Annotated in this window: 22 protein-coding genes; 11 read left to right on the forward strand and 11 right to left on the reverse strand. The window is 45.4% G+C overall.

Annotated elements, in window-relative coordinates; translation table 11 throughout:
- The first annotated feature begins 102 nt into the window (after positions 1–102).
- From WOA13_RS07105 to WOA13_RS07120, 4 genes are all read left to right on the forward strand, one after another.
- Positions 103–987 (forward strand): DUF1616 domain-containing protein, encoded by an 885-nt coding sequence (locus WOA13_RS07105; protein ID WP_342127241.1) that lies wholly within the window; start codon positions 103–105, stop codon positions 985–987.
- 1 nt (position 988) lies between these two features.
- Entirely contained in the window at positions 989–1,936 is a 948-nt protein-coding gene (locus tag WOA13_RS07110) for a CPBP family intramembrane glutamic endopeptidase (protein WP_342127242.1), read from the forward strand.
- A gap of 124 nt (positions 1,937–2,060) precedes the next feature.
- On the forward strand, positions 2,061–2,312 hold the full coding sequence (locus WOA13_RS07115; RefSeq protein WP_342127243.1) for a hypothetical protein: 252 nt from the start codon (positions 2,061–2,063) through the stop codon (positions 2,310–2,312).
- 239 nt (positions 2,313–2,551) lie between these two features.
- On the forward strand, positions 2,552–2,980 hold the full coding sequence (locus WOA13_RS07120; protein WP_342127244.1) for a nucleoside 2-deoxyribosyltransferase: 429 nt from the start codon (positions 2,552–2,554) through the stop codon (positions 2,978–2,980).
- Between the two features lie 17 nt (positions 2,981–2,997).
- On the opposite strand, the gene WOA13_RS07125 is transcribed toward WOA13_RS07120, so the two are convergent.
- From WOA13_RS07125 to acs, 4 genes are all read right to left on the reverse strand, one after another.
- The gene (locus tag WOA13_RS07125; RefSeq protein ID WP_342127245.1) at positions 2,998–3,600 is read right to left on the reverse strand and encodes a TIGR00296 family protein; all 603 of its coding nucleotides are present in this window, start codon (positions 3,598–3,600) and stop codon (positions 2,998–3,000) included.
- Between the two features lie 21 nt (positions 3,601–3,621).
- Complete coding sequence (locus WOA13_RS07130; protein WP_342127246.1) at positions 3,622–4,866, reverse strand: phosphoglycerate kinase; 1,245 nt, start codon at positions 4,864–4,866, stop codon at positions 3,622–3,624.
- Between the two features lie 116 nt (positions 4,867–4,982).
- Positions 4,983–6,050 (reverse strand): phosphotransacetylase family protein, encoded by a 1,068-nt coding sequence (locus WOA13_RS07135; RefSeq protein ID WP_342127247.1) that lies wholly within the window; start codon positions 6,048–6,050, stop codon positions 4,983–4,985.
- A gap of 54 nt (positions 6,051–6,104) precedes the next feature.
- Entirely contained in the window at positions 6,105–8,195 is a 2,091-nt protein-coding gene (gene acs, locus WOA13_RS07140; protein WP_342127248.1) for an acetate--CoA ligase alpha subunit, read from the reverse strand.
- 211 nt (positions 8,196–8,406) lie between these two features.
- Here acs and WOA13_RS07145 point away from each other — a divergent pair, with 211 nt between their 5' ends.
- The gene (locus tag WOA13_RS07145) at positions 8,407–8,970 is read left to right on the forward strand and encodes a flavodoxin family protein (protein WP_342127249.1); all 564 of its coding nucleotides are present in this window, start codon (positions 8,407–8,409) and stop codon (positions 8,968–8,970) included.
- Between the two features lie 111 nt (positions 8,971–9,081).
- Positions 9,082–10,824, forward strand: coding sequence for a chloride channel protein (locus tag WOA13_RS07150; RefSeq protein ID WP_342127250.1), 1,743 nt, complete (start codon positions 9,082–9,084; stop codon positions 10,822–10,824).
- Between the two features lie 50 nt (positions 10,825–10,874).
- Here the strand turns inward: WOA13_RS07150 and WOA13_RS07155 are convergent, their stop codons facing one another.
- The 3 genes from WOA13_RS07155 to cgi121 all read right to left on the reverse strand — a co-directional run bounded on the left by WOA13_RS07155 (position 10,875) and on the right by cgi121 (position 13,866).
- Positions 10,875–12,167 carry a tRNA (N(6)-L-threonylcarbamoyladenosine(37)-C(2))-methylthiotransferase gene (locus tag WOA13_RS07155; RefSeq protein ID WP_342127251.1) on the reverse strand — a complete coding sequence of 431 codons (1,293 nt, stop codon included), beginning with the start codon at positions 12,165–12,167 and terminating at the stop codon, positions 10,875–10,877.
- 11 nt (positions 12,168–12,178) lie between these two features.
- On the reverse strand, positions 12,179–13,267 hold the full coding sequence (gene glpX, locus WOA13_RS07160) for a class II fructose-bisphosphatase (protein ID WP_342127252.1): 1,089 nt from the start codon (positions 13,265–13,267) through the stop codon (positions 12,179–12,181).
- Between the two features lie 89 nt (positions 13,268–13,356).
- Positions 13,357–13,866: a KEOPS complex subunit Cgi121 gene (gene cgi121 / locus WOA13_RS07165; RefSeq protein WP_342127253.1), complete on the reverse strand. Its 510-nt coding sequence runs from the start codon at positions 13,864–13,866 to the stop codon at positions 13,357–13,359.
- A gap of 206 nt (positions 13,867–14,072) precedes the next feature.
- Between cgi121 and thrC the strand changes: the two genes are divergently transcribed.
- Together thrC and leuS are read left to right on the forward strand one after the other, a co-directional pair.
- Positions 14,073–15,281, forward strand: a complete 1,209-nt coding sequence (gene thrC / locus WOA13_RS07170) for a threonine synthase (protein WP_342127254.1) — start codon at positions 14,073–14,075, stop codon at positions 15,279–15,281.
- A 27-nt stretch (positions 15,282–15,308) separates the two neighbouring features.
- Positions 15,309–18,191 (forward strand): leucine--tRNA ligase, encoded by a 2,883-nt coding sequence (gene leuS, locus WOA13_RS07175; RefSeq protein WP_342127255.1) that lies wholly within the window; start codon positions 15,309–15,311, stop codon positions 18,189–18,191.
- Between the two features lie 63 nt (positions 18,192–18,254).
- Here the strand turns inward: leuS and WOA13_RS07180 are convergent, their stop codons facing one another.
- Positions 18,255–18,863: a hypothetical protein gene (locus WOA13_RS07180; RefSeq protein WP_342127256.1), complete on the reverse strand. Its 609-nt coding sequence runs from the start codon at positions 18,861–18,863 to the stop codon at positions 18,255–18,257.
- Positions 18,864–19,098: 235 nt separating this feature from the next.
- Between WOA13_RS07180 and WOA13_RS07185 the strand changes: the two genes are divergently transcribed.
- Genes WOA13_RS07185 through WOA13_RS07195 form a run of 3 tightly spaced genes read left to right on the forward strand, consistent with a single transcriptional unit; the run spans position 19,099 to position 20,963 of the window.
- Positions 19,099–19,608, forward strand: coding sequence for an ArsR family transcriptional regulator (locus WOA13_RS07185; RefSeq protein WP_048205931.1), 510 nt, complete (start codon positions 19,099–19,101; stop codon positions 19,606–19,608).
- Positions 19,605–20,393: a DUF7839 domain-containing protein gene (locus WOA13_RS07190; protein ID WP_342127257.1), complete on the forward strand. Its 789-nt coding sequence runs from the start codon at positions 19,605–19,607 to the stop codon at positions 20,391–20,393. Before WOA13_RS07185 ends, WOA13_RS07190 begins: the two co-directional genes overlap by 4 nt.
- A gap of 39 nt (positions 20,394–20,432) precedes the next feature.
- Positions 20,433–20,963 carry a metallophosphoesterase gene (locus WOA13_RS07195; RefSeq protein ID WP_342127258.1) on the forward strand — a complete coding sequence of 177 codons (531 nt, stop codon included), beginning with the start codon at positions 20,433–20,435 and terminating at the stop codon, positions 20,961–20,963.
- A 20-nt stretch (positions 20,964–20,983) separates the two neighbouring features.
- On the opposite strand, the gene WOA13_RS07200 is transcribed toward WOA13_RS07195, so the two are convergent.
- From WOA13_RS07200 to WOA13_RS07210, 3 genes are all read right to left on the reverse strand, one after another.
- Positions 20,984–21,220 carry a hypothetical protein gene (locus WOA13_RS07200; RefSeq protein ID WP_048205934.1) on the reverse strand — a complete coding sequence of 79 codons (237 nt, stop codon included), beginning with the start codon at positions 21,218–21,220 and terminating at the stop codon, positions 20,984–20,986.
- A gap of 99 nt (positions 21,221–21,319) precedes the next feature.
- Positions 21,320–21,886, reverse strand: coding sequence for an RPA family protein (locus WOA13_RS07205; protein ID WP_342127259.1), 567 nt, complete (start codon positions 21,884–21,886; stop codon positions 21,320–21,322).
- Positions 21,887–23,149: a replication protein A gene (locus tag WOA13_RS07210; protein ID WP_342127260.1), complete on the reverse strand. Its 1,263-nt coding sequence runs from the start codon at positions 23,147–23,149 to the stop codon at positions 21,887–21,889. It lies immediately after the preceding gene.
- Between the last annotated feature and the right edge of the window lie 45 nt (positions 23,150–23,194).

The following is a 23,194-nucleotide window of genomic DNA, read 5'->3' on the forward strand; positions in this document are numbered from 1 at the left end:
AACATATTTATAAAGGTATAACACATAAATTAGATGAGTAGCAAAAATGGTCCATTGAGTAGTGATGGTTCATAGAAATAACAGTGTCCTATAGAAATAACAATGTCACATAGAGATCGTATTCCTTCTGATATCCAGGTTGTCGTTGCAGTTGTTATGCTCACCTGCATATTCATTGTAGTACCTGCTTTGAGCAACACGCCCATAAGAACTGTGCTTGGGCTTCCAATGTTGTTGTTCTTACCGGGGTATTCATTGATAGCAGCACTTTTTCCAGCCAGGGATGATCTGGACGGGATAGAGAGATTTGCACTTAGTATTGGCCTGAGTATTGCGGTAGTTCCACTAATCGGACTTGCACTCAATTACACTACATGGGGGATCAGACTCTTTCCCATATTGATATCAGTTTCAGCCTTTACAATAATAATGTGTATAGTGGCAGTTTTCAGAAGAAGGTCACTTCCGGAGGATGAACATTTCACCGTCCCATTTTACAAGACCTATCTTTCGTTAAAGGAAGAGATCTCAAAGAAACCGGAGAACAAGCTTGACAGGATACTAACGATCCTTCTGGTGATCTCAATAGTAGCATCAATAGTAACTCTTGCCTACGTGGTCGTTACACCAAAGGAAGGGGAAAAGTTCACCGAGTTCTACATCCTGGGACCTGGTGGAATGGCTGAAGGTTATCCAACCGACCTGGAGCTTGGTCAAAACGGTACCGTGATCATTGGGGTTGTAAACCACGAATATGTAGATACGGATTATTCTATAGAGCTAATGCTTGAAAATAATTCGCAACTCACGGATCAGGAATCTCTTCAAATAATACTCCAACATAATGAAACGTGGGAAAAAGAAATTACATTTACACCAGCCTCAGCAGGTGAGAACATGAAACTGCAATTCCTGCTATACAAAGACAGGGACATGGCAGAACCATATAGAGACCTCCATTTATGGATCGACGTAAGGGAGATTTGAAATGGATAATGAGGCTGAATTTGAAGATATTGTTGTAGAAAACGGATTCTTTGATAAAATGGAAACATTAGACAAAATCCAGATTGACCTTCTTGTTGTTGCTATACCTTCTGTAATGGTAATAATTGCAGAAATGTTATTGTTTGCCGGCCTGACAAAGTTCACTATCTGGACACATTTGATCCTGCTGATAACTTTAACTTTTTCTACAATGATATTCAACGACAGAAAACAGCAGCACATAATCTATGCATTCATTCTATTGTCCCTGTTAAGGATACTCAATCTATCAATGCCGGTTTTCTTTGAGATACCACTTTATTCCTTTGTATTCAACTATATACCATTAACAATTCCAATATATGTTCTTGTTAAGGATCAGCATCTTACACTATCAGACCTTGGAATTAACAGGAATATAAGATACTATGATCTTCCGCTTATCCTTATAGCAAGCATTGTGATAGCCTCAGGCGAATTCCTTATAATCAGACCAGATTACCTCATTCCTGACCTGTCATTACTGAATTTATTAAAGTTAGCTATTGTAATGATATTTTATGTCGGATTGATAGAAGAACTGATATTCAGACCAATACTGCAAACGAAGCTTCAAGAAATAGTAGGCAAATACCAGGGATTGACCCTTGTATCCATAATTTTTGCAGTTATGCATTCCGGATATGGCACACCATATGCAATCGTCTTTGCCGGTTTTGCAGGTCTTATACTCGGCACTATATACACACTAAGAAGAAATCTAATACTTGTGACCCTGACACAGGGATGCACAAACGTAATGCTTTTTGGAATAATGCCTCATATGTTAGCTCCCGAATTGGAGACATCAGATATTATTAGAGAAAATGGCATGATCATAATCGGATCAATATTGTTGATAATATTGATACTTTCAATTGGCTACATTAAATTAAAAAAGGAAAAATAAGCCAAAATAAAATCATTTAACAAATGTAAATTCAGTTTCAATTAATGATCAGAAAGATAAAAAAAATACTAAATTTAATAAAGTCTTTAAAGTATAACACTAATTTAAATTAAGGGAGGGACAAATGCTAACAAGCATAATTTCAGCTACCAGTCTTGTATCATCCACTGTAGTGGTAATGATGAATGAGATCGGATTACTTGAATATGAAGTGCTTACAGTTATTGTTCTTATAGTTCTCGTGTACGCAAAAGAGATCCTATCCGCATCTAACTGCTGGACGAAATCATTAGCTACTTCTTTTAAAATGGGAATATTTACACTTCTCGTAGTCTTTGCAAGCATTGTGACCTTCAAGATTACTGAAATAATTTAAAAAATAAATATGTTCAGAGATAAGTGCTCTCATTATTTTTTTAAATATGATAAGAAATTAGGATTTTTAGTTACTGATTTTTGTGACATCTTTTGTTAAAAAAGTGGGTTAATTAGTAGTGACGTCCAGAGGAAATCAAAAATTCGATCCTGATTATTAAATATAGTTAAAAGTCTCCAGAATCGTTATGAAGCTTAAGTTACATTACATAGAGGGCAGAATAAGACAAAGGAGATAAAATGAGCATAACTAAGAAAATATATCTTGCAGCACCACTTTTCTCTGTAGCTGAACAGGAATTCAATAAGAAACTGGAAAATGCACTGGAAGATCTTGGATTCTCGGTCTTTGTGCCCCAGGAGGACTCCAACGACACCGAAGCAGCAAGAGAGGAGATGGACTCCAATAATATCTTCAAATTGAACGTTGAGGCTATCGACACCTGTGATATACTGGTAGCTGTTCTTGATGGCGGTACTGATGTGGATTCAGGAACTGCGTGGGAGATTGGGTACGCCTATGCAAAAGAGAAGACAGTAGTAGGCATTAAAACAGATTTCAGGACACTGGGACCCGAAGGTCTTGTAAACCTTATGATCGAGGAATCTGCTGACGAGCTTTTGACCAGTGTCGAAGATCTTCTGGAAACTATGAAAAAGTACAGTTAAGAGGAAATGAATCCTCTTCACTTACAACATGAATTGAACTTTTCTTCTTCAACCTCGCCCCGCGGAGCGATCTCTTTGAATATCTGCCCTTCGAACCAATATACCTGCGCACCTGTAAGCCAGGCATCATGCGCCAGACCTGCCTTCAGGCATGTATGGTTAAGGAAATCGATAGCATCAAAATCATTCTCCGGAGCCACCTGTGGCAAAAGCAGACCCTGGTAGAATCCATCCTTTGCAATAAGTCCATGACGACCTATCTCAATAACCTCCGGTAACTGTTCAGGAGGAACATCGATAAGCTCTGGTTGTGTAAGGATGGTCACCTCCACAACAATGTCATCCATCTCGGAAATATCCACAACAGGAAAACGAGGATCCCTTGTTGCTGCCGAGATCGCAGAATCGATTATAGCCTCACTTAATGGTGAATCCGGATAGGGATGACCGATGCATCCCCTCAGTTCACCATCAATTGTCAGCGTCACAAAGACCCCGCGCAATTCATCGAACACTTCCATCAATCCAGGGGCCTGCATCTTCTTACCACTCTCAAGGAACATCTCGATGGTAGCCCTTGCAAGATTTACAGCATTCTTACCTTCGGAATCACTGAGCATATTCAACCCCCACAATAATAATCATTCAGTTTCCTGATATCTTTTTGCAGCCACTTTTAAGGCATCGATGCCTGGCAGTTCGTCCCCTGCAAGGAAATCTATACATGCTCCACCACCGGTACTGATATGTGAGAACTGGTCCTCATATCCGATATTTCGCACCTCTGCAGTGATGTGACCGCCGCCAGCAATGGAATAGCCGGCATTTGATGCTGCCTTTATGATCTCGAAAGTTCCGATCTCAAATCCGTCGAGCTCCGCAACACCTGCAGGACCATTAAGGACAACGGTCTTTGCGTTCTCGATCTCACTTGCGTATGCAACAATGGTCTCAAGACCAATATCATTTATCGGAAGGTTCTTTGACGCAACCTCTTCGATCTTCACATCGATCCTCTTGCCTTTGTCGTTCAGTGCAGCATCACGAGGAAGGCCGATCTTCCCTTCAAACCTATCAAGGACGTCCTTTGCCCTGTCTATCTGTTCAAGATAGCCCTGCGATTCGATGAACTTCATATTCGGCTCACCAATATCAACTCCTGATGCGGCAAGCATGACATTTGCAACGACACCTGTGACAAGAACCCTGTCAGCACCACCACTTGAGAGAACGTTCTCTGCAACCTTGATGGAATCATCGACCTTTGCACCTCCAAGCACGAATATGCAGGGGCACTCATTACCCTGAAGGCTCTTGTTAAGTGCTGTTATCTCCCGCTCCATCAATCGCCCTGCACCACTTGGAAGCAGGCCGGTGAAGCCAACGATGGAAAGTTGTGAGCGATGAGATACTGCAAAAGCATCATTAAGGAAAATATCAAAGAGAGGAGACAGTTGTCTTACCATGTGAGTGCGCTGCTGTTCGTCCACAGGCCTTTTCAGGGACTCTTCTGAATAGAAACGCACATTCTCAAGAAGGATCACATCCCCTTTTTTCATTGCAGATATGCTTGACCTTGCATATGTGCCAAAGATATCATCAATATAGGTCACTTTGCGACCAAGGTAACCGGACATTATCCGGGCATGTGCTTCCATGGTGGAAAAGTCATTCTTCCCCGGACGGCTCTGGTGGGCAAGAAGTACCACTTTCGCATCTTCGAGGTCACGAAGAGTTTGGATGTGGCTATGGATCCTCATATCATCAAGGATGCCTCCCTCCGGGTCCATGGGAGAGTTCAGGTCCACCCTCACAAGAATTGTTCTGTCCTCAATATCAAAATCGTCGATCGTGAGAAAATCTTTAGCAGTCAAGGTATTCATCACCAGTGTCACTAATTGGATTAGTAAGATAATTTTATTTTTAAATTCGAATGAATGCGATGCACGTCACTATATAGCAATTGTATATTTATCTATATCCATCTGAGATTGTTCGACTATCACAGACCTATAATTGAAAGAAGGCCATCAACATCCACATTGTTCTCAATAAGGTCGACCATGCGGCCAAGTTTGTGTTCTTTCCTGAACCTTGCACGCCCGATAAGCCCCTCCATCCTGCCTATTGTGGACATGGTATCACCGCGAACAAGTATCACAGGTATCCCTGCCTCGTCCGCACTTCCAAGTACTGCGGCACTTGGCTGGAGATTGCCCGTAAGTACAAGGCCTTTCACATGCGCTTCAATTGCTGCCATCTGAATATCAGACCTGTCACCACCGGTTATGACGATCGAGTCAGGAGTACGTCGGAAATACTTGATCGCCGCGTTAACTTCCATTGCACCTACAAGGTAATGGTCCACGAGATCTTCAAGGTGCTCTGAACCGGCAAGAACCTCTGCATGGAGGTCTTCCACGATCTCAGAGATAGGAACTGAGCGAAGTGTCGAGTCCTTTGGGAGAACGCCAATGACTTTGATACCTCTTTCCTCCAGGAAAGGCACCACCAGTTCGCAGACATATGACATCTGGCTCTCATCAACCTCGTTGAGGATGACACCTGCAAGCATTTCCGGATCATGTATCAACTCAATGTCACAGAGGATACGGTCCACAGCATAGACTGAATCATAGCGTGTTACCAGGAGCATCTTTGTCCCGAGTATCGAACTGACCTGTGGATCGGAAAGACCATACATTGCACCTCCGCCGATACCGCCGGTGCCTTCGATGAGAACGAAATCCCTATCCTTTGAAACTGCAGAGAATGCATCAACAAGGGTCTTGTCGAAATGTTTGTCAACACCTGCAAGGGCATCATGTGCCAGGTTGTCGGTCAGTAATATGGGAGTGATAAATTTTGGTTCATCCTCCAGCTCGAAGACCCTGCGCATCTGTTCCGCGTCCTCATCGGAAAGGACACCATTAACATCCACCAGCATATTGCCGATCGGTTTCATGTAGCCCACAGAATATCCCTTATTCCGAAGGATCATACCTATTCCCGTACAAAGGGAACTCTTTCCCGAATATTTCTCAGAGGAACTTATCAATATAGAAGCCACATTAACCACCTTTTCATCCTACTATAATAATATCAAATATCAAAGTCAGCATGTTCATTCACTCCCCAGGGTGAGCCTGATATCCATTGCAACACAACCCTGACCTTCTGGCATCACCATCAGTGGGTTGATCTCAAATTCGAGGATCTCAGGAAAGTCCATGACCAATTGCGAGATCCTGCAAAGCGTATCTGTTATTGAACCAAGGTCAGAAGGATTCTCACCACGCACACCTGTCAGTAACGGATATGTCTTGATAGAAGAGATCATCTTTCTGCAGACATCCTTTCCTATGGGAGCAACACTGAAAGAAACATCCTTGAGCACTTCCACATAGGTACCGCCAAGACCGAACATCAGCAAAGGACCGAACTGGACATCCCTGTTCATTCCAATGATAACCTCCTTACCTCCGGTGACCATCTTCTGTATCTGCACACCTGAAACAACAGCATTTGGCATATATCGCTTCACATCCGACATCATGGTATGGTATGCCCTTTCTACATCATCCCGGTTCTCCAGTCCAATGCGGACACCTCCAACATCTGTCTTATGGGAAATGTCAGCTGACAGTACTTTCATTACCACAGGATAACCCATCTCCTCACAGGCATCGATAGCCTCCTGAAGGGTCTTCACATTGGATGTACCCACGGTAGGAATACCATATGCCTTCAGGATATCAAACGATTCCAGTCCGAGAGTATGCCTGTTCTCGGAACGTGCCTTATCAAGAATGGAAGATACAACTCCCCTGTCAACATCAAATTGTTCAATTTCCGGATCACTGCGTTTCCTTATAACACCATAATTACAAAGGGCTGCCATGCTTGAAACAGCTCTTTCCGGGAAAGCATAATTGGGGATCTGGTGCCGGTCAAGTATAGTCTCACCTTCCTCGATCCTGGTGCCACCAACAAAACTGCACAGGATAGGTTTCTGCGAGGAACCTGCCTTTTCTGCAACCACTTCAGCTATGTTCTTTACATCTGTCATTGCCTGTGGAGATGTCAGTACGATTATGCCATCAACATTGGGATCAGCGAGGATCGTTTCAAGTGCATACCCGTAGATATCCGAAGGTGCATCACCAAGCACATCCACAGGATTATAGAGATTCGCCGCAGGCGATAGTTTCTCCCGAAGACGATCTATTGTGGATTCATCAAATGATGACAGTGAAAGACCTGCATAATGGCAGGCATCAGCTGTCAGTATGCCCAGACCGCCGGCATTGGTGACTATGGCAATGTTCTTTCCTTCAGGAACCGGCTGGCTGGAAAAAGCACGTATGTAGTCAAGCATCTCTTCCACAGAATCTGCCCGCATCACACCACTCTGTGAAAATGCAGCATTATATGCCTCATCGGAACCTGCCAGCGTACCGGTATGTGAGGACACTGCCCTTGAACCCACGGCAGTCCTACCGGACTTTAACACAACAATAGGCTTTTTGTGTGACACCTCACGGGCGATCCCCATGAACTTCGGGCCGTCCTTCACGCCTTCGAGATAAGCTGCTATCACAGAGGTATTATCATCATCGGCCATCTCCAAAAGAAAATCATTCTCTGAAAGGTCGGCCTTGTTCCCGAGACTTATGAATTTCGAAAATCCAACCCCTCTGGCATCCGCCCAGTCAAGCGCCGAAGTACATATCGCACCGGACTGGGACATCATTGCAATATTTCCTTTCTTTGCCATGGATGCAGCAAAGGAAGCGTTCAGGCCGGAGCCTGTGTCAATGATACCAAGGCAGTTGGGACCTACCATCCGCATCCCGTACTTATTGACGATCTCAATGCACTTGCGCTCCAGCTTTGCCCCTTCGATACCTGCCTCCTTGAAGCCTGCAGAGATCACTACAACATTGTTCACTCCTGCAAGACCACACTTTTCCAGTGCATCCGGAACCAAAACTGCAGGAAGGACGACCACTGCAAGCTCAGCTGCATTCGGAGTGTCAAGTATGGTCGGATAACACCGCAAACCAAGGATCTCATCAGCCTTCGGGTTTATAGGAAGAATCTCGCCATTGTAGCTCTCTATGAGGTTATCAAGTACCGCCCGCCCCACTTTACCCTTAGTACGGGAGGCACCAATTACCGCTACAGATGCTGGTTCAAATAATTTTTCAAGCATTGTGATACCTGTAATTTTATACTTGATATTGAAGATAAAGGTAGATAACAGTTTTTATTTACTGTTGCTTAAAATATTAAGATGAAAAAAAGACCGAAATCGCCTGAAAACTTCTGGAAAAACTGCTAATCAACAGGTTTAAGAAGTTACAGCCCGGAAACGGTACCCAAAAACTAATAATATTGCATCAATAATGCGTATCGGTGATCATATGAAGATACTTGGAATATCCGGAAGTCCCAATAAAGAAGGAAACAATGAGAAGATCATAAACAATGTTCTTGAGATCGCAGGAACAAAAGGTTTTGAAACAGAAAGCATCCTCCTTTCCGAGAAGAAGGTAAACCCATGCATTGCATGCGGTACCTGTGCACGCGGTGAAAAATGCCCTATCAACGATGATATGCAGGACATTTACGGCAAGCTCGCAGAAGCAGATGCCATAGTGTTCTCATCCCCGGTATACTTCGGCGGAATGACAGCACAACTTAAAGCGCTCTTCGACAGGAGTGTCCTTCTCAGAAGGCAGGGATTCCAGCTCAAGGGTAAGTTCGGTGCAGTCATGGCAGTTGGCGGATCACGTAACGGCGGGCAGGAAAAGACCATTCAAGGAATTCATGACTGCATGCTTGTCCATGGCATGATGCCTGTTGGTGACGGTGCACACTTCGGTGGAATTGCACAGAAGCCTGTGGACGACGATGAGATCGGAATGAAGACGATAATCGATACTATCGAGAACCTCTGTGAAACACTGAAAAGGCTGGAAGCCTGAATGGTCTCACATATTTGAAGATCATACAAAGGAGCAGGTAATACCTGTTCTTTTCAATTTTTTCTTAATGGCTCTTTCAAAGAACCATTTAGACCTTTTAAGAGGCACTTCTTGAACAACAGGCTCTCCAGATGGAACATAAGGGATGCAATATTCAGGGGACTGCATTCCGAACCGGGAATATCGAACAACCTGGCGGTACTGATAGGTATCTTCACGGGACTTACCATCGTAGCATATGACCTCTGCCTGAAATATGCAGAAGGCGTTTTCTGGAATGGTGCGGGTACAACCGGCCATTACTACGTGATATTCATTCCTGCTATCGGCGGACTGTTCGTAGGAGTGGTCACCCACCTCTACAAAGACCTGAAACGCTGCAATGTAGCTGAAGTTATTGAAGGCACTGCCCTGCATGGGGGAAGGATACGGATACGTGAAGCTTTCCGAGAGGTATTCCTTTCCATAGTATCCATTGCAACCGGCGGTTCCGTGGGAAAAGAGGCACCTGGAATCCTTGCCGGAGCAGGCATCGGGACAATTTTTGCAAAAACGATACATGCACCTGACAACCGTTACAGGATCTTCCTTGGATGTGGTGCCTCCGGAGGCATAGCTGCTGCATTTAATGCCCCACTTGCAGGAGTTGTCTTTGTTGTGGAAGTTATCCTGGGAGAACTTGAAACAAGGACTTTCATCCCGATAGTACTCTCATCTGTCTTCGCAACACTTGTTGCAAACCTCATTTTTGAAGTGCATCCCATTGAGGTTTCCTACTACGGTCTTGTGGACCCCATCAGGGAATCTGGCCTCTACCTTGTCCTTGGCATCCTTTGCGGGATCGCTTCGGTCATAATAATACGGACCCTATACATCACCCATGATGTCTTCCAGAAGATCCCGGTACATCCGGGTTTCAAGCCAGCTATCGGAGGACTTTTTGTTGGTTTTATCGGCTACTTCTATCCACAGGTAAGGGGTATCGGATACAATGTGATCACAGAAGTTCTGGCCAACAACTTCACACTCCAGTTGCTGCTTATACTTCTTGTCCTTAAGGTACTGGCATTTTCCTTCACCATCGGTTCCGGAAATGCAGGAGGTTCCATTGTCCCTTCGATGTTCGTAGGTGCCATGCTGGGCGGGGCCTATGGAACAATAGTTCACCAGCTTTTCCCCGCAAGCACAGCGGTCTCCGGAGCTTATGCACTGGTAGGGATGGCTGCTACCCTTGCCGGCACCGTGAGAGCACCCCTTACATCCATGCTGATCCTCTTTGAGCTCACTAAGGACTATAATCTTATACTGCCGCTGATGTTCGCATGTGTTGTCAGCAACTCTATCTCGAGCGGTCTTCATGAAGAATCCATATTCACAGAAGTCCTAAAACGTCGTGGCTTCACAATTCGCCGTGGAAAAGAGATCAACGTAATGGAATCCATGCTTGTAAAAGGCAATATGATAACAGACGTACATACACTCTCAATGAACGATACTGCAAAGGACCTGCTCGACCTTATGCAGTCAAGCCGTCATGCAGGATTCCCGGTCCTTGACGAAAATAAGAAGCTACGTGGAATTGTGACTCTGGAGGATATGAGAGAAAAAGTGAACTACGGGGAACTTGATACGAGGATCAGCGAGATCGCAACACTTGGTCCTGTGGTGGCATATCCAGATGAATCACTGGACGTTGTCCTTAAAAGACTTGCAATGAAGGACATCGGGAGACTGCCTGTTGTTTCCAGGACCGATGAAGCAAAACTACTGGGAATTATCACAAGAAGTGATGTTGTCAAATCCTACAACAAGGAAATTGTCAAGAGTGTTCATGAAAAGGACATTCAAAAATAAAGAAAAGGTCGGTCATAAAGATAACCGAAGCCACGAATTCCACTGAAAGATCAGTCCAACAACCTTGCAAGGAAATATCCTGAAGTTGTATCATAGATCTCAACATTACAGGAACTGCCTGGCCTGACAGAACCCTCAGGGATCACCACCGGTTTGTACGAACCTGTACGTGCCATCACTCCCTTTACCTTGGCATCCATGGACACGAAGACCTCGCCCTTCCAGCCTATCATCTTTTGCTTCGATGCCAGCTTGACCTCATCACAGAGGCTGTGAAGCTCACCAGACCTTTTGACAACGATCCGACTGTCGATATTGCGATATTCGAGTGCCTTTGTGAGAGGACGCGGGGTGTAGCGGGATATGTTCACCTTGTCAGGCCTGATGTCCTTTACCCATTCCAATGTCCTGTTGAAGTCCTCATCGGCCTCTCCGGGAAAACCGACAATGATATCTGTAAAAACGGTGAGCTCCGGGAAGACTTCCCTGAAGCGTGCAATGATGTCATTGGTTTCCTCTATGTTGTGGAAACGGTTCATTTTTTTCAGGACATCATTGGATGCGGACTGTATCGGCAGGTGAAGGATCTTATAGATCTTGTCCGACCTGAAGACCTCAATGAGATCATCGATGATCGGAGTTACTGAAAAGGGATTCATCATGCCCACACGGACCTTGAACTCGCCAGGGATCGCCACGATACGTTCCAGAAGTTCCGGAAGCAGAACATCCCTGTCAGTCCCGTACTGTCCGTTGTCCTGTGAGGTCAGCCATATCTCACGGCAACCTTCGGAAACGGCCATACGGACATCATCAACTATGGAATCCGCATCAAAGGACCTCAGGTTTCCCCTTGCAATTGTCACAATGCAGTAAGCACAGCTGTAATTGCAACCCTGTGATATCTGACATATGTGGATGTTCGGATTGAACCTTGAATGAGCAGTCTTAAGGAAGCCTTCCGGTTCACTGCTCAGCAGTTCCACCCTTTCACGTGAACCGCCATTGCGCGTATTCTCGATGATATTCAGGACCTTGCCGATCTTTGCGATGGAGTTCACACCAAGTATATGAGCATCAGGGTTCTTCTCAAGTATGGCTTCCAGTTGTACCTGTGGCATGCAGCCGGTGACGATCACATCCACAGCCCTGTTACCGAGATCCTCTATTTTGTGGAGGATCTTCTGCTCGGTTGCATACTTTACAGTACAGGTGTTGATAACAACAACCTCGGCATCTTTTTCAGCAACAAGCTCATGCCCGAGATACCTGACCGCTGCGATCATGATCTCGGACGAGGCCTGGTTTGCCGAGCATCCGTACGTCAGGACATGTACTTTCATTTTTTCAATTATTATAGACGCAGAGGAGTATCCTCTTTGTCACCTATGTAAATGGAATCGGTGAACTTGACAACACCGGAACTACCCATGGAGATGCTGTTCACCCTTGCATCACCGCCACCAAAGAGGTTGACCTGGTGCAGGAACTGACCCGGCGTGATACCGGATGCTGCAAAGATGACATCCTTTCCGGGAACAAGCTTGTCGGTGTCAAGTACATCATTGATGTTATCCTCGGTGATTCCCATGGTATTGAGCCTTGGCATCTTCTCTGCCTTCTCCGCTTCGATCTCTTCCTGGGATTTTCCGTTGGCGACCGTTGGAAGCACAAGCCTTGCAAGGACCTTTCCGCCAAGGATCTTCATGGCAGAAGCCGTCAGCACAGCCTCGCCTGAACCGCCTGAACCCATTACAACGTGCACGCCTGAACCCCTGATAGATGTGGACACACCTGGCATGAGGTCGCCGTCACTGACAAGACTTACACGTGCACCGGTTGCACGGATCTCCTCTATCTTGCTCTTGTGCCTTTCCCTGTCAAGGATGACCACAACAAGTTCCTCGATGTCCCTGTTCAGGGCCTTTGCGACGATCTCAAGATTGTCCTTGACCGGAGCATCGAGATCGATCTGTTCATCGGGGTGCTCTTTCTCGTATTTCACTACCTGGGAACCCACGACGATCTTGTCCATGTAGACGTCAGGACCGTGGAAGAGCCCTCCGGGTTCTGCCATTGCCATGACAGAGATGGAACCGGGAATTCCGTCTGCAGTAAGGTTCGTTCCCTCGAGAGGGTCCACTGCAATATCTACTGCAATGTCGCCTTTGCCTGTACCTACTTCCTCACCGATGTACAGCATAGGAGCTTCATCGCGCTCCCCCTCACCGATCTTGATCGTACCTTTGAAATCAAGACAGTTCAGCATTCTTCGCATGGCTTCCACAGAAACGTGATCTGCATAGTTCTTGTCCCCTCTTCCCATCTGGTAGGAAGCGGCGATAGCTGCAGCCTCGGTTACGTGAACGAGGCTAGGTAACAGGGCAGTCTCAATAGGACCTGCACTTTTCATCATGTTCTCTGCTGTCTTTGGGTGAGGCAAAATATCATCTCCGATAAATGTATGTAGTTGACTAATGTTTCAAAGCTATTAATATTTTCCACCGGTTCCATTTTCCCGGCGGAGTGGACTTATTTCAGGACATCCACAAGAGCAACGCGTTCCAGTACGAGATCAGGGATCTTTTCATCCCCGACTGCATCAAGTTCATCAGTTGTGATACAGAACTGTGAAACAATGTCAGCCTTTTTCGAATCTGAATATGGCATTACTGAAGAGGGTTCAATTGATCCGGAAAGATCGATCACGGCCCCTTCCACTGAAGCGGTTTCCCCGATAACGATGAACAGCACGTTCATCTGACCTTCCATAAGGCCGATGGAAAAAGCTTCTCCTATCTGCCGCTTTCCGGAAGCATAGCGCATGATCTCAACACCGAGGTCATTGGCAACGTTCGTACCGTTATCCATTGACCGCATGGCCTTTATGATGGCACTGTCCACATGTTCTCTGCCTGCGACCTTGTCCGCATTGACCCCCTGTATGATAACATCGTGTTCTGATGCCATTGCGGAAAGTCTTCCAAGGTACGGGCGCAGTTCATCGATGAAGATCGAACCTTCTACTAGCCGGATATCCATAGGTGTAAAGGATACCATTTTCATTCAATAAGTATAACGGTCGGGACAGGAAAATGAAAGAAAATTTGTTGGTGAAAAACGTTTTTTCCGCTTCTTTTATTTAGGTTGTCATTTATTAAACACACTATAATAGATACTATTATCAGATAATATAACCAGACATAATCGATCAGACCATTGATGCTTTTATTTTGAGGAGACCTGTGATGTACCACCTGGAATGCATAGAATGCGGTCAAAAGTATACCGATTCGGAAGTCGTCTATACCTGCAAATGTGGCGGGCTGCTCGACGTCATCTATGACTATTCTGCAATTCAACTCGATATGGAAAGGCTCCGAACAGAAGCACCATCTGTCTGGAAATACAAAGCACTATTACCTGTGGAAGGAAAGCCTGTAAGCATTCATGAAGGTGGCACACCACTCTACCGATGCGATCGCCTTGCCGAGAAGATCGGCATCAAGGAACTTTATGTAAAGCATGAAGGTCTGAACCCCAGCGGTTCTTTCAAGGACCGTGGAATGACGGTCGGGGTCACAAAGGCAATGGAGCTCGGGATGAAAACGCTTGCCTGTGCATCCACAGGAAACACATCCGCATCCCTTTCAACCTACGGTGCCAAAGCAGGACTGCCTGTCATCGTATTGCTTCCGGAAGGGAAAGTAGCTCTTGGTAAGGTCGCACAGGCATTGATACATGGTGCAAAGGTCTTAAGCATCAGGGGAAATTTTGACGAAGCAGTGGTCCTTGTACGTCAGCTTTGCGATGAAGAGAAGATCTACCTGCTCAATTCAATTAACCCATACCGTCTTGAAGGTCAGAAGACGATCGGCTATGAGATATGCGACCAGCTTGGTTTCAATGTTCCTGACAGGGTGATCGTACCTGTGGGAAATGCAGGAAATACTGCTGCTATCTACAAAGGTTTCAGGGAGTTAAGGGAACTTGGCGTCACTGAAAGCGTCCCGAAAATGACCGGGATCCAGACAGAAGGAGCATGCCCGGTAACAAAAGCATTCAAAAAGGGTGTTGAAGAGATCATTCCTGAAAAGAACCCGGAGACCATTGCAACGGCAATACGTATCGGCAACCCGGTCAATGCAAAGAAGGCCTTAAGAGCGATCTATGGATCCGGCGGATATTCAGAAGCAGTATCGGATGAAGAGCTGATAGAGGCACAAAAGGACCTTGCACAGCTTGAAGGCATAGGTGTTGAACCTGCGAGTGCTACTTCCGTGGCAGGACTTAAAAAACTTATAGATTCAGGTGTCATTGACCGTGATGAAACGGTTGTCTGTATTACAACCGGCCATCTGCTAAAGGACCCTGAAGAAGTTATTAACATATCAACAAAACCAATTACAGTGGATGCTAATATAGAAGCGGTCCGCAAGGCGGTTTTCTCCAGATAACGAAAAAATGTTGGAACGGTGTAATTCATGCAACAAGATTATAGTTCACATGATATCGAACAGAAATGGCAGCAAAAATGGAATGAGAGCGGGGTCTTTGAAGCTGAACCTGACGACCGCGAAAAGTTCTTCATAACCATCCCGTACCCATACCTGAACGGGAACCTCCATGCAGGTCACACAAGAACATTCACCATTGGTGATGTTGTTGCAAGGTACAGGAGAATGCTCGGATATAATGTCCTCTACCCAATGGGATTCCACGTAACAGGAACACCTATCGTGGGACTTGCCGAACTTATCCAGAACCAGGATCCTCAGACCATGAAGGTATATTCCCAGTTCCACGGTATACCAATGGAAACACTAACAGGACTTGATACACCAGAAAAGATCGTGGAATACTTTAGTGTGGAAGCCGAGAAAGCCATGCGTTCCATAGGATATTCCATTGACTGGAGACGCAAGTTCACCACCACCGATCCAACTTACAAGAAGTTCATTGAATGGCAGTTCAACCTCCTTTACGAAAAGAACCTTATCGTAAAGGGCTCCCACCCTGTAAAGTGGTGTCCTAATGATAACAACCCTGTGGAAGACCATGATATCCTCCACGGTGAAGAGGCAACTATCGTCGATTATACCCTTATCAAATTCAAGTACGACGATATCGTATTGCCATGTGCAACCCTAAGACCTGAGACCACATTCGGCGTGACCAACCTCTGGATCAATCCCGATCTGGAACATGTCAAGATCAAGGTGACCTTCGAAGGCAGGGAAGAGTTCTGGGTGGTCAGCAAAGAAGCATACCACAAGCTCACATTCACCGACAGGGAGGTCGAGTTCATCGAGGATGTGGACGCAAGATCACTTATCGGCATCAAGGTAAAGAACCCTCTTACAGAAGCAGAGGTCATCACACTTCCTGCATCATTCGTCAAAGGTGAGAATGGAAGCGGTATCGTCATGAGTGTCCCTTCACATGCACCTTACGATTATCTTGCTGTACGCGACCTTTATGAAGCTGACCTCAGCGAATATGGTATTACAGAGGAACTTCGCGACCTCAAGTTCATTTCACTCATTAAGGTCCCGGAGTTCGGCGATCTGCCGGCAGTGGAAGCTGTGGAGCAGTTCAATGTAAAGGACCAGAAGGACCCTAAGGCAGAGGAAGCAACAAAGATGGTCTATCGCCGTGAGTTCCACGGTGGTGTGCTTAAAGAGAACACCGGTAAGTACGCAGGAATGGCTGTCTCAAAGATCAAGGACGTACTTACAAGGGATCTCATCGAGCAGGGACTCGGGGAAGTGTTCTACGAGTTCAGTGAGCCTGTTGTCTGCCGTTGCGGAACTCCCTGTGTTGTCAACATGGTCAAAGGACAGTGGTTCCTTAACTATTCCAACCCTGAATGGAAGGACAAGGTCTACCGCTGCATCGAGAACATGGATATCATCCCTGAGGAACTCAGGGTCGAGTTCAACAACAAGGTCGACTGGCTCAAGGACAAGGCATGTGCCAGGAAAAAGGGTCTTGGAACACTTCTTCCATTTGACAAGAACTGGCTTATCGAGTCCCTTGGAGATTCCACCATCTACATGTCATACTATGTGGTTGCCAAGTTCATAGCAGCAGGAATCGAAACGGAACAGCTGGTTCCCGAACTGTTCGATTATGTGCTTCTTGGAAAAGGAACTGCACAGGATGCTGAAGCAGCAAGTGGTGTCAGTGCAGATACCATTGAACAGATCCGCAGTGATTTCGAATACTGGTATCCTGTTGACCTGAGATCATCAGGAAAGGACCTGATACCAAACCACCTCCTCTTCTTCCTGTTCCACCACGTTGCGATCTTTGATGAGGATAAATGGCCACGTGCTATCGCCATCAATGGTTTCGTATCACTTGAAGGACAGAAGATGAGCAAGTCCAAGGGACCATTGCTCACACTCAGCGAAGCTGTGGGTTCCTACGGTGCAGATATTTCAAGGATGTACATCCTCTCCAGTGCTGAACAGATGCAGGATGCTGACTGGAAGAACAGCGGCATAGAATCTGCAAGAAAGCAGATCGACAGGTACTACAAACTTGCAAAGGAGATCATCGGATCAGGTGCCACCTCAGGTATCGGAAGCGATATGAAAGGCATTGACAGGTGGATGCTGAGCAGACTGCAGCAGCGTATCCTTGAGACGAACGAAGCCCTGGGAACCATCAGGACAAGGCATGCATTACAGAACTCCTTCTTCCTGCTGCTCAATGATCTGAAGTGGTACCAGAAACGTGGCGGAAGCGTGCTTCTCTATGACATACTTGAGACCTGGGTACGCCTTATGGCACCGTTCACTCCTCACGTATGTGAAGAGATATGGGAAGCAATGGGCAAGGAAGGAATGGTATCTCTTGCAGGTTACCCGGCATATGATGAAACACTTGTAGACACCAGTGCTGAGTTCACAGAAGAACTTATCAGTGGTACAATATCAGATGTTGACGAGATCATCAGGGTCACAAAGATAACACCACAGAAAGCAGTCCTTTACACAGCACCGGAATGGAAGACAACGGCCTTTAAAAAAGCACTTGCAATGCAGAAGGAAGGCGACCTCAACCCCGGCGTGCTGATAAAGGAACTTATGAGCGATCCGGAAATGAGACGCTATGGAAAGGAAGTGCCTAAATTTGCACAGAAGATCGTTGGAGATATCACTTCCATGAGCGAAGAGTCGTTCAACACACTGACAAGCTTCGAACTTGATGAAAAGGTTGCTCTTGAAGAGAACAAGGATTTCTTTGAGAAGGAGATCGGATGTCCTGTTGAGGTATATTCAGCTGACGATGCAGAATATGACCCTGAGAACAAGGCAAAGTTCGCCTATCCATTAAGGCCGGCGATCTATCTGGAATAAGGTGAAAGGGTTGTCCCTTCACCAATATTAATTTTTAAAACTATTTTTTAGAAAAAGAGTAGCTTAGATAAGGGTTACCTGTTTGGTCTTAGGTACAAGACCGCTCAGATCTGACATGTCCTTTGCCAGCGCGATCAAAACAGAATTTGTCAGCTCATTGAGCTTGTCCGTTGTTGAATTTAGATCGATCTCATATGCAGGATCGGAATCCGGGACCTTTATCCTTTTAATTGACCTTCTAAGATCGCGAATATCCTTACCGGTTGTTTCTTTGACCGCTACCAGAGAACTACGATGCTTTCTTATGTGTGGGTCATTCACACCCATGATCTTTAGTTCTTCCTTAAAAATTGGCCTCTCAAATATGGAAGATAAAATGCAGACCGCTACGGGGAAACGGGCATCCGGATCCAGTGAATGCAGGTGTTTAGCCATCAGGGAATAAAGATCATTATCCAGTGTTTCGGATCCTTCCACACAGACATAGATCTTTGAGGGAGGAATTTCCACCTCATTGAGCTTGTTCATATCTCTGAGCGCGCGAAGATAACCTGTCAGAATAAGACGATGTTCATCAAAACCCTCTGCTTTCAGCTCTCTGCTAATCCCGCTGATGGACAGTTGCTTCTTTTCGAGTATCCTGCATATCTTCGTGTAGAGGTCTTCAGTCATAATAACTAACCAATATTGGTAACAGAATTGGATAAATGTATCGGTCAATTTAAATGGTAAAGCATCATTACAACAGCCATCATAAAGCAAAAAAATGAGCCCGGGAATGACCTTCCCACAACACATTTATTTACTTAGAGTTGTATATGTACCCTAGCACAGTCAATTCTAGAACTTGACTTTACTTTAATCAACGTTGATCCCCCCACACTTACCCTAATACGAGGTATTGATAATGCCCAAAAGGACTCGAATTATAAATGATCCCTCAGAACTAGTTCCCCTTCTCCAAACCTTTCAGTCAGCGCAACACAAACAGGTGTTCAATCTTCTTTTAGTCGAATGGATGACAAAAGGAGATCTTGAAGAAAAAATGGGTTGTGATGTTTCCGAAAGTATCACAATATTAAAAGAATGTGGCTTACTCGAAAGCCAGTGGCATATGCCGGAACCGGGCAAAAAACCTGAAAAAGAGTACCATTCATCTTATTCTAAAGTACAGTCAAACTTCCAGTGTTCTTTTGAAGACCTTAGCGATATCATAATGCTCACATTCCATCCTTACGACGAAATAAAAGATCTCATCGAGGAACTGGAAGAACTTGTCGAGAAGGGCAACCATTCCATGAGCAGCCTGACACGTTCAATGAACAAGAGTCCGATATATGTACGTGCTCTGGCAAGAAGGTCACCAAAACTCACTGTAATGGGACAGAGACTTAAGATCAATGAGGAAACTGAATGATAGACATTCTTCAAAGCAAAAGCGGCATCACCAAATTTCAGATACTGACTGAAGTTGCTGCCCATCAACCAAATGTTCGCCAGAAAGAGATCGCTGAAAAGATTGGTGTGACACCACAAGCTGTTTCCGAATATATCAAGGAACTTACAGCAGAAGGTTTCATCTATTCCGATGGAAGGGTAAGATACCGAATTACAAAAAAGGGTGTCGAATGGGTTCTTGAAAATGCAGCCGACATGAAGCGTTATGCTAATTTTGTCATGAGTGACATCATCAGTCATGTCTCCACATGGACAGCCATAGCAGACGAAGATATCGAAAAGGGGGAAAATGTATATCTTCAAATGAGAGGCGGCTTACTTTATGTGAGTAAAACGACCGAGACCGGGGCAACAGGAATAACCATATCAGCCGCTGAAAAAGGCGATGATGTGGGTGTCACCAACCTTTTGGGCATGATCGATCTTGAGAATGCCAGTATTACGGTCTGCAAAGTACCACGCAGTGAGCGTGGAGGTTCACGCAATGTCGACCTTGAAAGACTGCAAAAACTTGCCAGTTCAAAATCATATATAGCAGCCATAGGTGTCGAGTCCCTTGTTGCTATGAAAAAGGTTGACATAATACCAGACGTCATGTACGGTGCAAAAGAATCAGTTGTAGAGGCAGCCTTCCACGGCTTATCATCCCTGGTACTTGCAATTGATGAAGAAGTACCCCAGATCATGAGCAGACTGGAAATGGAAAATCTGGAATACGAACTGGTTGACCTTACCCTGCAGTGAACCGTCAGCATACACTTTAAGCAGAATTAGGACCCCAATATGAAGATCATTGCTGTTTCTGATACACACCTCAGGGGAGGTACCATCCCCCCTACGTTCAAGAGCCTCATTGATGATTGCGATATATTGCTCCATGCAGGGGATTTTACAACAATGGAGTGTTACCAGGCCTTTGCTTCCACAGGTAAGCTCAAAGCGGTACACGGGAATTCTGATGATCGTGAACTAAAGGAACTGTTGCCTGAGAAGCTCGTGTTCGATGTTGATGGTGTGAAATTCGGGCTCGTCCATGAAGGAGCACTATCTATTATGGACACAACCCCACTGCGTTACCTGGCACTCGAAATGGGAGTGGACGTCCTCGTATTTGGACATATACACAGACCACTTATCGAACAGAGTGATGTGATACTTATCTGCCCAGGCTCTCCCACAAGCCCCCGTATGTCCGACCCATCTGTTGTGGAAATCACTATTGACAATGGTAATGTCTCTGCGAACATAGTAGAGATAGAAGGACATTCATGCGGATATATTGATTTTTCCCGCAAGCTTAAGGATAAAAGCTGAAAAGAATTAAAGGATGCGGTTTACACGTCCGCACCATTAATTGTTTCTATTTTGAACATAGTACCCGTATCAAGAAGACTTAAGTGTACTTTGTCACCGAATCCAAGGATCTCGTCAAGATCAACGCTGTTACCCCAGTCATAGACATAATCGTATGCCCCCTGGATCGGTTTGAAACCCATTGACATCAATCTTTTGTTTACTTCTGAAGGACTGGCACCATCGCTACTGAACCATATCAACAGGTATGTCTTCATGTTATCACCCAATTATAAGAACGAGAACCGGATTTATCATTTTTGTGGTTAAAAAATAGCTACTGCACACATAATGTGCAGTATACATAACTTGGATTTTCAGATCGTTTCCTTCAGTGATACAAGGGCTTCTTTTACCATCGAGGAATACTTTACAGCGTCTGTATTGTAGTGTTCCTTTGCCTTGACCACATTCGGATCCATACTGTCAAGCTCCCTGATACGTTCAAGGGTCCTTCTTGCAGTGTCTGCAACCCAGAGATCACGTGTTGCACCATCCACCAGTGAAATCGATTCAGGCCTGACGGATGTCAGGACAGTACCCTCCGCTGTTGCATAGGTACTTGGCTTTCCTACTATCGCAATAAAGGCAGGTGTCTCACATTCTGAAAGGAACTGCGCTGCCTCGGGCTGATACTGCCCTGCATATATCATAAAGGAACCAGTTGGATCTGATACCCGACCCCTCCAGTATTCTGAATCAGTCCCTATATCCTCTTTTTCTATCAGAGTACCCACGATGAAAAGGCGATTGACCTTTGCACCGGTAGGAGTTAAAAGATACTGTGGAGAGTACTGGTCATCACCGTCCTTGAACGTCAGACTGGATTCCCTTAGTTCCTGTGCAAAGATACGACGTGAAACTTCCCTTACATATCCGGCCATTTACAACACCTCCGCCTCTGAAATAAGTTCATCAATCGTTTCCGGACTCAGCTCCGTCTGATCTTCGATAGAATCAACAAGGATGTAACGATCCATCTTGGAACCTGTAACAGTGAAATACCTGCCCAGAAGCTTAAGCCTCATCTGGTCAAGGACAACGCCCTGGTCAAGAGCATCTGCTGCCATGGAGATAGCCTCATCGAGGGTCATGCCGGACAATTGTTCTGCAAGGTCTCTCTTCAGAATTGCTTCCTGTGCAATGTTCCCGTCATCAATAACTGCCTTGATACGAAGGTCATAGACACCATCCACCTTTCCATGCTCCATGCATGCTCCTTTGGTCAGCGCCCTGTTGCACTCAGGACAGCGTTTTATGAGACCGGACCCTGACTGGACATCCACCATCACACCACTGAAGGTAAGAGATGAATTACCAACCTCAACATCCTCATCAAGCTCCTCAATTGAACTGTTCTTGTTAAGAGTAACCTCGAACCGGTCATTCCATTCCTGTGCAACCACGTTATTTAAAAGATAACTTTTTCCCTCTTCAAAGTCAGCGAGATCAGCACTTGTCCATTTAATGAATTTGATAGTACCGGTAGCATCACCTATCAGACCTACCTGGGATATTGATTCATGGGTATTGTCCCAGAGCTGTGATAGTTTCACCCTCATGGAGATCCATTTCCCATCTTCCGTGATATCAGAAACATTCACCATTGGTGCAGGCTGGCCTTCTCCCGGAGAGGACATAACATTGGAAACAACATCGATATCATCAGAGATCTCTTCAATTACAGTGTTCTTGTTAAGGGTTATCTCGAACCTTCCGTTCCATTCATTGATAACAACATTATTGAACTGGTAGCTTTTTCCTTCCTGGATATCGGGGATATCATCACGTGCCCATTTAATGAACTTGATCGTTCCGGTATCATCGCCTATAAGGCCCACCTGGGAAACCGACTCATGGGAATTGTCCCAGAGCTGTACGACCTTTCCCCTGACGTTTACCCATTTTCCGCCCTCATTTACCTCATTGATCTTCACAAGAGGGGTTGATCCTGAGCTTACAAAAAAGTCGTTCCGGTCAATGTTATACTCTTTCAGGAAATATGCTATGACACTTCTGCGGGCCTCGTCCAGAGGGACCTTGAACTTTGTGATAAGTTTGTCAAGCCTTTCGGTAATGTTCTCAATTGGTATGTCCACACCAAGTTCCAGGAACCTGTTCTTGATATTCTCTGCTGTTTTATCCATATTAATTCCTCAAGCCTCTTGTTTGTTTTCGATTGAGAGGCAAGT

The sequence above is a fragment of the Methanococcoides sp. LMO-2 genome (assembly GCF_038432375.1).
GTDB classification, from domain to species: domain Archaea; phylum Halobacteriota; class Methanosarcinia; order Methanosarcinales; family Methanosarcinaceae; genus Methanococcoides; species Methanococcoides cohabitans.

Bases quoted from the DNA above. Each gene is read 5' to 3' on its own strand.
- WOA13_RS07105 (WP_342127241.1), top strand. From the start codon at position 103: ATGTCACATAGAGATCGTATTCCTTCTGATATCCAGGTTGTCGTTGCA.
- WOA13_RS07110 (WP_342127242.1), top strand. From the start codon at position 989: ATGGATAATGAGGCTGAATTTGAAGATATTGTTGTAGAAAACGGATTC.
- WOA13_RS07115 (WP_342127243.1), top strand. From the start codon at position 2,061: ATGCTAACAAGCATAATTTCAGCTACCAGTCTTGTATCATCCACTGTA.
- WOA13_RS07120 (WP_342127244.1), top strand. From the start codon at position 2,552: ATGAGCATAACTAAGAAAATATATCTTGCAGCACCACTTTTCTCTGTA.
- WOA13_RS07125 (WP_342127245.1), bottom strand. From the start codon at position 3,600: ATGCTCAGTGATTCCGAAGGTAAGAATGCTGTAAATCTTGCAAGGGCT.
- acs (WP_342127248.1), bottom strand. From the start codon at position 8,195: ATGCTTGAAAAATTATTTGAACCAGCATCTGTAGCGGTAATTGGTGCC.
- WOA13_RS07145 (WP_342127249.1), top strand. From the start codon at position 8,407: ATGAAGATACTTGGAATATCCGGAAGTCCCAATAAAGAAGGAAACAAT.
- WOA13_RS07155 (WP_342127251.1), bottom strand. From the start codon at position 12,167: ATGAAAGTACATGTCCTGACGTACGGATGCTCGGCAAACCAGGCCTCG.
- cgi121 (WP_342127253.1), bottom strand. From the start codon at position 13,866: ATGGATATCCGGCTAGTAGAAGGTTCGATCTTCATCGATGAACTGCGC.
- thrC (WP_342127254.1), top strand. From the start codon at position 14,073: ATGTACCACCTGGAATGCATAGAATGCGGTCAAAAGTATACCGATTCG.
- leuS (WP_342127255.1), top strand. From the start codon at position 15,309: ATGCAACAAGATTATAGTTCACATGATATCGAACAGAAATGGCAGCAA.
- WOA13_RS07180 (WP_342127256.1), bottom strand. From the start codon at position 18,863: ATGACTGAAGACCTCTACACGAAGATATGCAGGATACTCGAAAAGAAG.
- WOA13_RS07185 (WP_048205931.1), top strand. From the start codon at position 19,099: ATGCCCAAAAGGACTCGAATTATAAATGATCCCTCAGAACTAGTTCCC.
- WOA13_RS07190 (WP_342127257.1), top strand. From the start codon at position 19,605: ATGATAGACATTCTTCAAAGCAAAAGCGGCATCACCAAATTTCAGATA.
- WOA13_RS07195 (WP_342127258.1), top strand. From the start codon at position 20,433: ATGAAGATCATTGCTGTTTCTGATACACACCTCAGGGGAGGTACCATC.
- WOA13_RS07200 (WP_048205934.1), bottom strand. From the start codon at position 21,220: ATGAAGACATACCTGTTGATATGGTTCAGTAGCGATGGTGCCAGTCCT.
- WOA13_RS07205 (WP_342127259.1), bottom strand. From the start codon at position 21,886: ATGGCCGGATATGTAAGGGAAGTTTCACGTCGTATCTTTGCACAGGAA.
- WOA13_RS07210 (WP_342127260.1), bottom strand. From the start codon at position 23,149: ATGGATAAAACAGCAGAGAATATCAAGAACAGGTTCCTGGAACTTGGT.